The following is a 9,698-nucleotide window of genomic DNA, read 5'->3' on the forward strand; positions in this document are numbered from 1 at the left end:
GTTTTAATTAAGTGTTACCTTAACGGGGTGAACTACAACACCCTCTATCCCATTGCTAAAAGCGTTTGGGACTACTTTTCTGATCGGTATTTAAACGAACATTGACATGACTCATTGTATTTGACACCAGATTATTTTTTTTAATAATAGTACGTTCTACTAACTGTATTATCCCTCCTGTAAACATTTAACGAGCTGTTCTGCAATCCTTTCTGAGTCTAAGATATTTTTAGTTGTTTTCCTATGTTTTTCTATAAAATTAATAAAACTTTACAATACCAAGTTCAAACTTTCTCGTTTTCGTTCCCCAGGAAGTAATACTAATTATCCTTAAGATGATGAGACTGAAAATAATCTTTTTAGTATATTTTATTCTTATACTATAGTTAAATGGCCATCTAAAAATGATGGCCTTTTTTGTAAAAAAAATCAAATGTAGCAGTAAAAGGCAGTAAAGTGACAGTAAAAATAATAAATTAATTCAAATAGACATCTCCAGAAAAGAGGGAACAGGGAACACTTAACTCTTAACTGGAAGAAAGAATAGATAATTTATGGATGATAATTGATTTTATTTTTAATTTTCGGAGATGTCTAATATATATATACATATATTTAGAGGCTACTTTTTATTTTTGTGGCAGGACTAACTGGCATAGGCTAAAACCTATATATATCAATATTTTTATCTATAAATGGCAGTTCTAGCAGTGTACCTCCCTGAACTTTTAAGTCAAAATATTTTATTGATAGAAACTTAAACAATGTGAAGATTGCATCAGTAAAAGGTTCTAGAATTTCACTATTTTTGCTATCGCTAGAATATTGATAGATTCTCTCAAAGAAAAGCGTGAAAAACGCTGATAAACCGTATTTTTATGAATACATCCTGGGGTTTTTAACTGTTGTCTATAATCTGGTATTATCTATAATAATGGGTGCATCTCAATGCAAGAAGAAAGCCAAAAATTTATTGATGCATAGGGAACACTTAACTGGGAACAGGGGGCAGAGAATAGGGAATAGGCAAAAAGTATTTTGGCAAATATTGAGATGCACCCATAATAATCTCCTATTATAATTTTGGTAATTTAGAATCAAAATTTTTTTTAGTCACTAATCAAATTAACATGAACTTACCTATAATTTTAGATATTGTCATTGGTTTAATCTTTATTTACCTTGCTTTCAGTTTACTAGCTAGTGAAATTCAAGGGATAATAACAATAGTTTTGCAATGGCGAGCTACCCACTTAAAAAAATCAATTGAAGAGTTAATTGCTGGCGAGCTTCATCTTAACAACCATAGTTCCCAATCAAATCCACAATTAGAAAAGACACAAAAGCTAGTCAAGTCTTTATATGAAAATCAATTAATCAAAAATCTTAACTATAGTGGTAGCAAAGGTCCATTAGAGAGAGGATTTCGGAAAATAATTCACAGTATTGGTAGTTTAATTCAAATGATAACTGGAATTGAAAATATTTTTGGTACAGAAAAAACTGCTCCTTCTCATATTCCATCAAATGCTTTTGCTGCTAGTTTGATTGATAGTTTAAAAATCCAAGAATCAATGAAAACAATTAGTGAATCTAAATTAGAAGATTTTCTGAATAAAACTTTGGTCAAGATCAAGAGAATTTTATATGACTTGAATCTAGAAAACCCTAGAAGAAAGCAGATGATTAAAGATGAATATCAAACATTAGTGCAAGAATTAAATCAAATTTCTCACAATTATAAAAACAATTTAGCAAGTTTAAATTTAACCTTAGATAGAATATTAGATAGACTAAATTTATATACAAAAACAACTGTAAAATATTTGCCACCAATAGCTCATTCTGAATTTAGTAGGAAAATGGTTTTAGTCAGGCGAGTATTGGTAAATTCCCAGGAAAAACAAGTCTTGATCGCTGATATGGAGCCTAGTTTTTCTAATCTATTAAAGTTCTATGGAAAGCTGGTAGAAATGGGAGAATCTGCGGCAGCAGAATTAGAAGGTAAAAAGGGAAAGATATATAAAAAAATCAAGGAAATGGCTGATGTACTTCCTGAATCTTTGCAAAAAAGTTTATATATTTTAGCGAAACAAGCGACTACAAAAATTGAAGAAACAGGTGATGGTTTTCATCAATTTCAAAAAGAAGTTGAGAAATGGTTTGATAATGGCATGGAAAGAGCTACTGGTGTTTATCAACGTAATGCTAGAGGTGTTGCTTTTTTGATTGGTTTTATTATTGCTATAGCTGCTAATGTTGATACATTACATATAATGGATAGTTTATCAAAAGATTCTTTGCTGCGAGCAACTATTAGTAGTTATTCTGAGGAGTTAGTTAATAATGCTAATGATAATCTAAATGAGGAAGAGTTACAAAGGGTTCAAGCTCAGGTAAATCAAGCTTTAGATCGGTTAGAACTGCCTATTGGTTGGGGTCAACAGAAAAACAATTACACAAATGAAAATCAATTCTCTATTTATCTGGCAGGATTGAAAAAATTATTGGGTTGGATAATTAGTGGAATAGCAATATCTATGGGAGCTAATTTTTGGTTTAATTTATTGAAAAAGGTTTTTGAGGTGAAAAAATAGGTGTTATAGTGTTACTTGAAAAGGGAATAGGGAATAGGGAATAGGGAATAGGGAATAGGGAATAGAGACAGCAGACTAATAAAGGGTTTTTCTTATAGGGAAATGCTCCGCAAACAGGATTTAGAAATGTCCTAACCTTAATGCGTAGCGCTATATTTAAACATTCAGCTATTAGCTATTAGCTCAATTCAACAATTAATAATGAATAATTAATAATTAATAATTACCTCTCCTTGAAAAGAAGAGGATTGACTAATTATGAAAATTTTTATTTATTATCCCCTATCCAAGGGGAGGCTTTAAACCAAATTTTTTCGGTAGCTTCAGTTAACTATATCTAAGTTATATAAATTAGCAGGGTAAATTTAATAATGAAAGATACTCCGAAACCTTTAATAGAAAAAATTGCATTTCAAAGATATAAGCAACGATTAAAAGAAGGTGTAGAAGGAAATGCTGATCAAGACTGGGAAGAAGCTTCAGAGTATTTAAGAAAACGACCTTGGTTGGTTAGATTGTGGATTCTTAAGCAATTTATCAGAAGAATTTTCTTATTAAAAATAATTAATCCTACTTTTAAATACACTTGGAAAATTATTCAATTCTTATGGAAGGTTATTAATTTCTTAATATTTCCATTAATACTACCAATAAGACTTTGGATATTTACTAATAAAAAATCTTTTTGGAGTAACTTATCTGATAAAGAAAATCGTAATTTTAATCTAGAAATAATTAAATTAATTTTATCTATGTTAGGATTGCTTGCTACTATTTCAGCAGGTGGGGGTTTGATTTTAACCTATATTGATAATAGGGAAGATAGAAAGTTAGCCAGAGAAAATAGACAATTAGCCGAAGAAAGGTTAATTACAGACCGTTTCTCAAAAGCAATAGAACTGCTTGGTAATAAAGATGATATATCGGTTCGTGTGGGGGCTATTTTTGCTTTGGAAAGAATTGCGAAGGATTCTGAAAAAGACCACTGGACTATTATGGAAATTTTAACTTCATATATTCGTAAATATAGTTCTCAACAATCTTCAAGTAATGTTGAAAAAAATCCTGAAGAAATTCCTATAGATATACAGGTAGCAATAACAGTTATTGGTAGGAGAGATGTTGAAAAACATAACGATAAAATATTAAATCTAGAAAAGAGTTATTTAAAAAAAGCTGACCTCAGTGGTGCTGACATCAGTAATGCTAACCTCTTTGGTGCTGACATCAGTAATGCTAACCTCTTTGGTGCTGACATCAGTAATGCTAACCTCAGTAATGCTGACCTCAGTAATGCTAACCTCTTTGGTGCTGACATCAGTAATGCTAACCTCAGTAATGCTGACCTCAGTAATGCTAACCTCAGTAATGCTGACCTCAGTAATGCTAACCTCTTTGGTGCTGACATCAGAGATGCTTTCCTCATATATGCTAACCTCTTTGGTGCTGACCTCAGTGGTGCTGACCTCAGATATGCTTTCCTCAGAGATGCTGACCTCAGTGGTGCTGACCTCAGATATGCTTTCCTCGGTGATGCTGACCTCAGTGGTGCTAACCTCAGTGGTGCTAACCTCAGTGGTGCTAACCTCAGTGGTGCTAACCTCAGTGGTGCTAACCTCAGTGATGCTGACCTCAGTGGTGCTAACCTCAGTGGTACAATAATTAATAATGAACAGATAAAAACAGCTTGTAATTGGGATAAAGCTGTTTATACAAAAGCAACATATTCGGATTCAGACGATAAATGGATTCCAGAAAATGAAGAAGCGAATAATCAAAAAATAAAAGAAATTGAACAAGAGAAAAGCTCTAATCCTGCTAATCCTCCTCAATGCAAATAGGCGTAAAGCAGTTAACCTATTTCCACCTACTAAGGAGAATGGTTTAAGTGGTTAGATAAAATAATTCAAAAGTTTGAGCTGTTGCAACAATAGAGCGGTGAGCGGTGCGCTATGGTTGTTGCGGTTGCCAAGTATAATAGAATAATATGATTGAATCCTAATAGCAGAGTAATATCAAGTCTCATTAATTAGCCATAATAAAAATGTTCTTCGTCTCTAAGGAAGAATATTTTTTGCTCTTTCCCTTTCTTCCCTACTCCCTACTCCCTGCTCCCTGCTCCCTAAATTTTTTATTGTGGTTATTCAAAGAGACATGATATAAGAGAAAGTTAGGACATATTAAAAAATGAAAATAATTTGTAAATCCCAACTTATATCTTGACGAATAATTTCTATTTTGCTGATAAATTCCCGTAAGTAAAATCTCCTTTCTGATTCAGATAAATCCCACCAAAATTGAGGTAGAGAAACTGCTTTTGCCATCTCTAATAAATTCACTGGTGGTAGTTGATTAAATTGACTTTCTAATTGAGAAATTTCTGTTTTTAATTTGTAAGTGCGAAGTTCAGCAGTTTCTCGATCGAAAATGCCATTAGCTATTAAATTTGGTAGCTGGGAAAGAATCTCTTGTTTCTCAGAAATATTCTGTTTAATTTTACTCTTAATTCCATCCATATTTGACATTTCTAAAGCAGCGACTGCAAGGGGGAATTCTTGACAAATTATTTCTATGGTTTGCTCTAAAATTTTTTCATAACGTAAAGCTTTACATTTTCGTTTGCGGGGGCAACTTTTGGGTCGTAAATAAAGATATTCTTTGTCTTTCCGAAATGTGGTGACTCTTGCCGTAATCATTGGAGACTCACATTCTGTGCAGACAACTAAACCTGCCAAAGAATGAGGAGCGCTGGCAGTGCGCGGAGGCATTCGACGGTTGCGTCGCAGCAAACGTTCGACTTGGGCAGCTTCTTCTCTAGAAATAATGGGAAGATGGGTATTAGAGATGACTTCACCATTTTGATATTGTAAGTCACCACGATAAACGGGGTTGGTTAACCAACGTCGTCCAGTGGTGACAGAAATTTTTTTGCCGTATTTTTTCTCAATATGACGAACGGCACCACGCAAAGACCCGAATAATAAAAAGCTTTCAAAAAAGTCTTTGACAACAGGGACGGCGCTTCTGTCGAGAGTGTAGCGGTCTTTCCCCCGGCGATATCCATAGGGTGCTTTGCCTGGTGGGGGTATCGCTTTAATGCGGTTGCGAGCGTGAGCTTGACGAATTTTCCGACTATGTTGGTTTTGGCGAATTTGGTTGAGGAGTTTAAGTAGGTCAGTTTTGGTTACTTGGGTGTTGCCACTTTGGTCTTGGTTAATTTTGATGTCTGATTTGAGGGAGATAATTTTAATTTTGAGAGATTCGAGTTGGGTGAGGCGATCGCACACTTCTTCTACAGAGTCTCCTAATTCTTCAAGTTGACGAATTAGCAGATAATTAACAGGTTCGGTCTGGCAGTCTTGGATGAGTTGTTGGAGTTCTTGGCGATCGCCTAGGTCTTGATATATTTGGTCAACTTCCCATCCCCAAATTGTCGGGTCTGGTGCAGTTTCAAACAGAGGGTTTGTGTATGAATAGGCAATAATTTTCATTGTGAATAGGGAGTAGGGAGTAGGGAGTAGGGAGTAGTAATTTGGGAAACAGAGATTAACCAAGTCAGAAGTAAACCCACCCCCAACCCCTCCGAGGAGGGGAGCAGGAGGGGAAGTAGGGGATTAGAGCAAACCTCCAAAAACATTTCGCTGATCGAGGCGCGGTTGCGCGACCCAATTATTTTGACAAAAAAGAAGAAAAACAACTGTACTTCAGTAACTTGAGAGACACTATACCGAGTATTTATCAGGACTAAAGCCATGCGAACCCAGAAACCCGGTTTCTCGTAGATGTTTATTGTCAAAAACAATGATTTACCGTAGAAACCGGGTTTCTTTGCGTAAGTCCTGTTTATATTAAACATTGATCGTCCTTGGAATTATCTATTTTTTACGGCTTTGTTGTATGAAAACTTATGGCTACCGCACAAGCTAAAGCTTATGTACTTCATACTTCTACAACTATTGTCCAATAAATAAATCAAACATCAAAGATTGATAAAAAAAAGGCTGAAATTTATACCTGCAAAGGCTTTGAGCGATTTAACTATTGGCCAATAAATGAATAAAGCATCAATAATCAAGATATGGTGATATAGCTGCCACTAGGTTCACCTTTGATGTCGGATCTGGCAACCGAAAAGCGGAACAGATGTTCTGTGACTACTTTCATGCAACAAAGCCATTTTTTACTGAAAACAGATTGCAGGTTAATCTGATACAACTGAGAGAATAAATATTAGACATCTCCAGAAAAGAGGGAACAGGGAACACTTAACTCTTAGCTGGAAGAAAGAATAGATAATTTCAAATGGGAGAATCGATTTTATTTTTAATTTTCACGCTTATGTCTATTTTTTAACTGTTCTCCATCTGCCAATCTCCTCATCTTCCTATCACCTCATCTTTCCTACTCTCTTGTAATTCTATAATATTACCATCGGGGTCTTGGGTAAATAATGCAGCGCGACCGGAGGCACTCATTTGCATTGGGCAATTATTTGCTAATAGTTGTGCTTTTGCATTATCTAAGTCAACGACTGAAAATGCTAAATGTCTATTTCGGCCTAATTTTTCTAAATTAACTAGATCGGGAATTATGTCTGAGGATACTATCAGATGTATTTGGAAGTTACCAACTTGATACCAAGTGCCCGGAAAATTGCGGGAGCGATCTGCTTTTGCCAGACCAAGAATTTGCCCATAGAAATGTTCGGCTTTTTCTAGGTCTGAAACTAACAGAGCAGCATGGAGAGATTGAGTTATTTGCATAAATTTTTTCTCAATTAATTTGTAGTTATATCATGTCCGGTTAAATAGTTATAATTAAAGCTTCGTAGTTGGACTTGAGCAACTTCTATAGTTATTGCTAGAGCAAAACTACAAACAAAAACTTTTTTTATCACTAATTATCTGGACATGATATTATATTATATCTTAAGTACCTACTCATAAATGAAGTAAAATTTGACAATTCTGTAGGGGGTTTGGAGACCAAACCCCTTGCTTGTTTGGTCAACAAACCTATTAATAATTAATCAGGACTTACGAAAATATCAAGTTATACACCACCTGTAGGGGCGATTTCCTGCAATGCTACGCAAACACGAATTGCCCCATTTCAAACCTTTGCCTAAAGTCAGAGGTTATAATTTTGAATTCAAAATTCAAAATTATGAATTGATTTGACTATCCCTAAACTACTGCATTTTCTAACATCTGAATCGTACCGCGACCTGCATCAATTTCTACCTCTACTCCCAATGGCACTGTAAACTTATCCCGAATATGACCGATCGCCGTACCATACCACGCGGGAATACCTAGAGGTTGAATACGATCTAACAAAACCTGCCATAAAGTTAACGTCGGAAAATCATCTTCCTCATCCAGACATTTAATACATTGGGCAAACACAAAACCCTCTAACTGCTGCAACACACCTGCTAAACTCAACTGAGTCAACATTCGATCTACCCGATAAACATCCTCTCTTATCTCCTCCACAAACAAAATTTTCCCTCGCCAGTCTGGCAAAAAATTCGACCCCACCATTGCCGTTAACACAGACAAATTTCCACCCACCAGTCGCCCCCGCGCTTTTCCATATGTAATAGTTTCGACAATAATATTTGTGGGAGGTTGCAACGTCATCGCTTTTCCGGCAAAGAGTATATCTTTGAGATAACCAACAGAAAATTTATTCCAGGTAGATGTACCAAAAGGACCGTGGAATGTCAGCAGACCACTGCGTGCGTATATCGCCAACAATAGGGCGGTAATATCGCTGTAACCGATGATAATTTTGGGATTTTTCCGAATTAAGTCATAGTCTAATAATGGCAAGATGCGACTGCTACCCCAACCACCTCTAGTTGTCACCAATGCTTTTACCTCGTCATCGGCAAACATGGCATTAATATCGGCAGCGCGATCTATATCTTTACCTGCTAAATATCCATATCGATCTAGAGCGTGGGTTGCAACTTTTACTTTTAATTTTTGTTGCCCTAAAATTAAGTTGATGTATTTGAGTTCGTGTTTGAAAATCATGCTGGCAGGACTAACTAATGCTACGGTATCGCCAACTTTGAGACGGGGTGGTTTGAGGATGGGTTGGGGCGATATTGCTGACGCAATGCTCTGGGAACGCTTATTGGTAGCAGTAAGTTGAGTTGCCAATAAACTTAGACCTAGAAATTTTAAAAAGTAACGGCGATCGCTCATCATTAAAGTAGGAATAAAAAGACATAAATTTCTTGATTTTATTCTATAGGAAAAAGCATAAATACTAGGATTTTGGTGGTGGTGCTGAGGAATGGTAGAGAGAGTGTGGTCCGTGTGGTCCGTGTGGTCCGTGTGGGAAGAAATTAAAAAATATATATTTTCACCATTACAATGCAGAACTACCAGGATTTTTACTATAGCTAAGAAAGAATTGGTTAGGACATGGACTGATGATGAATCTTAGACTAGGAAACACTTTTCCAACTGTTCCCAGTTAAGTGTTCCCTGTTCCCTGCTATACTATTACAGCAATGCATGAGGATGGTAAGGTACAGTTGAAGATTGATATCTATCTGTGTAACACAGGCATCTTGCCTGTAACAAGCAGGATGCTTGAACTGCCAAAACTACTAAATAGACATCTCCGAAAATGAAAAATAAAATCAATTCTCCCATTTGAAATTATCTATTACTCCCCTCCTGGGAGGGGTTAGGGGTGGGTTCTTCCAGCTAAGAGTTAAGTGTTCCCTGTTCCCTCTTTTCCGGAGATGTCTAATGAAATTTTGTACCTCACGCGCGGGCGTGAAATTGCTGTAATTTACCAGAAAATGATGATTTTCATTCTAACAGGACTAAGGCCATGTGAACCCAGAAACCCGGTTTCTCATAGACATCTATTGTTCAAAACAAGGATTTCTCGTAGAAACCGGGTTTCGTGTGCGTAAGTCCTATCTAATATAGAATCCGGGTAATTAGTTATAGCGTTTCTCAAATTGGTGAGATACAGTTTTAGATCCCCCCTGCCCCCCTTAAAAAGCTATCCCTTATAAGGAACTCTTGAAACCCTTGTGGGAGGGTGGGGAGGATGGGGAGGATGGGGAGG

6 protein-coding genes are annotated in these 9,698 nt (G+C 36.0%); 3 read left to right on the forward strand and 3 right to left on the reverse strand.

Features of this window, described 5'->3' with window-relative positions:
- Positions 1 to 1,130 precede the first annotated feature (1,130 nt).
- Both F6K40_RS36170 and F6K40_RS36175 read left to right on the forward strand, forming a co-directional pair.
- The gene (locus tag F6K40_RS36170; protein ID WP_293143790.1) at positions 1,131 to 2,597 is read left to right on the forward strand and encodes a hypothetical protein; all 1,467 of its coding nucleotides are present in this window, start codon (positions 1,131 to 1,133) and stop codon (positions 2,595 to 2,597) included.
- 371 nt (positions 2,598 to 2,968) lie between these two features.
- Complete coding sequence (locus F6K40_RS36175; RefSeq protein ID WP_293143793.1) at positions 2,969 to 4,438, forward strand: pentapeptide repeat-containing protein; 1,470 nt, start codon at positions 2,969 to 2,971, stop codon at positions 4,436 to 4,438.
- A 339-nt stretch (positions 4,439 to 4,777) separates the two neighbouring features.
- On the opposite strand, the gene F6K40_RS36180 is transcribed toward F6K40_RS36175, so the two are convergent.
- The 3 genes from F6K40_RS36180 to F6K40_RS36190 all read right to left on the reverse strand — a co-directional run bounded on the left by F6K40_RS36180 (position 4,778) and on the right by F6K40_RS36190 (position 8,818).
- The gene (locus F6K40_RS36180; RefSeq protein WP_293143796.1) at positions 4,778 to 6,088 is read right to left on the reverse strand and encodes a recombinase family protein; all 1,311 of its coding nucleotides are present in this window, start codon (positions 6,086 to 6,088) and stop codon (positions 4,778 to 4,780) included.
- Positions 6,089 to 6,973: 885 nt separating this feature from the next.
- Positions 6,974 to 7,360: a VOC family protein gene (locus tag F6K40_RS36185; RefSeq protein ID WP_293143799.1), complete on the reverse strand. Its 387-nt coding sequence runs from the start codon at positions 7,358 to 7,360 to the stop codon at positions 6,974 to 6,976.
- A gap of 423 nt (positions 7,361 to 7,783) precedes the next feature.
- On the reverse strand, positions 7,784 to 8,818 hold the full coding sequence (locus F6K40_RS36190; RefSeq protein ID WP_293143802.1) for a S66 peptidase family protein: 1,035 nt from the start codon (positions 8,816 to 8,818) through the stop codon (positions 7,784 to 7,786).
- A gap of 88 nt (positions 8,819 to 8,906) precedes the next feature.
- Between F6K40_RS36190 and F6K40_RS36195 the strand changes: the two genes are divergently transcribed.
- Positions 8,907 to 9,059: a hypothetical protein gene (locus tag F6K40_RS36195; RefSeq protein WP_293143805.1), complete on the forward strand. Its 153-nt coding sequence runs from the start codon at positions 8,907 to 8,909 to the stop codon at positions 9,057 to 9,059.
- Positions 9,060 to 9,698 lie beyond the last annotated feature (639 nt).

It is taken from the genome of Okeania sp. SIO3I5, from assembly GCF_010672085.1.
Taxonomy (GTDB): Bacteria; Cyanobacteriota; Cyanobacteriia; order Cyanobacteriales; family Microcoleaceae; genus Trichodesmium.